This is a genomic window from Streptomyces sp. WAC05292, from assembly GCF_003949955.1.
Taxonomy (GTDB): Bacteria; Actinomycetota; Actinomycetes; order Streptomycetales; family Streptomycetaceae; genus Streptomyces; species Streptomyces globosus.
In genome coordinates this window covers 1-1,109 of the sequence record NZ_RPSE01000750.1, presented here as the reverse complement: position 1 = coordinate 1,109, position 1,109 = coordinate 1, and the positions used below count along the sequence as shown (strand labels likewise).

The window sequence follows — 1,109 nt, the reverse complement described above, 5'->3', positions numbered from 1 at the left end:
GAGGCCTGACCCACCTCTTTACAGTTTTGTCTGCTCGAAGGCGCCGGCATGCGTCCCTCGCTGCAGTCGCGTGGGCTCGCAGAGGTGCGTAGGAGACGGCCGGGGCGGCGGTGCCCCGGACCGGCGGGGTGGTCAGTCCGCGTCGCGGAGGAGGCAGGTGAGTCGGGCGCTGCAGACGCGGCGGTCCTGCTCGTCGCTGATCACGATCTCGTACGTGGCCGTGGAGCGGCCGCGGTGGACCGGCGTGGCGACGCCGGTGACGAGTCCGGAGCGCACCCCGCGGTGGTGGGTGCAGTTCAGGTCGACGCCGACGGCGATCTTCCCGATGCCGCCGTGCAGCATCGCCCCGACGGAGCCGAGCGTCTCGGCGAGGACCGCGGAGGCCCCTCCGTGGAGGAGCCCGTACGGCTGGGTGTTCCCCTCGACCGGCATGGTGCCGACGACGCGCTCGGCGGAGGCCTCCAGCACGCGGATGTCCATCCGCTCGCCGAGGTGTCCGGCCGAGAACAGCGCCGGCAGGTCGATGCCGAGGGCGGCGTACTCGTCGAGGACCTCCTGCGGGAACTTCACCGCGTGCTGCTCGCCCATGGGCCGTCTCCGTTCTGCGGGTGTCAACGCTCGTTAACGCCCTTCCTATCAGGCTGCTGAGCGAGCGCTTGCTCCGGGGCCGGTTCGAAGCGGACGACGACGGACTTGCTGGCGGGGGTGTTGCTGGTGTCGGCGGTGGAGTCGAGGGGGACGAGGACGTTCGTCTCGGGGTAGTAGGCGGCCGCGCAGCCGCGCGCGGTCGGGTAGTGCACGACGCGGAAGCCGGGCGCGCGCCGCTCGACGCCGTCCTTCCACTCGCTGACGAGGTCGGTGTAGGAGCCGTCGGCGAGGCCGAGCGCGGCGGCGTCCTCGGGGTGGACGAGGACGACGCGGCGGCCACCCGTGATGCCGCGGTAGCGGTCGTCCAGGCCGTAGACGGTGGTGTTGTACTGGTCGTGGCTGCGCAGGGTCTGCAGCAGCAGGCGGCCTTCGGGGACGCGCGGGTACTCGACGGGCGCGGCGGTGAAGTTGGCCTTCCCGGTGGCGGTGGGGAAGCGGCGCTCGTCGCGCGGGGCGTGGGG

At 72.5% G+C, this 1,109-nt stretch carries 2 protein-coding genes; both read right to left on the bottom strand.

Going from position 1 to position 1,109, the window contains the following annotated elements:
* Positions 1 to 132: 132 nt before the first annotated feature.
* Positions 133 to 588: a PaaI family thioesterase gene (locus tag EF903_RS32820; RefSeq protein WP_125548563.1), complete on the bottom strand. Its 456-nt coding sequence runs from the start codon at positions 586 to 588 to the stop codon at positions 133 to 135.
* A 23-nt stretch (positions 589 to 611) separates the two neighbouring features.
* Positions 612 to 1,109: molybdopterin dinucleotide binding domain-containing protein (locus EF903_RS32815; protein ID WP_312845989.1), on the bottom strand; the 498-nt coding region annotated here is incomplete at its 5' end.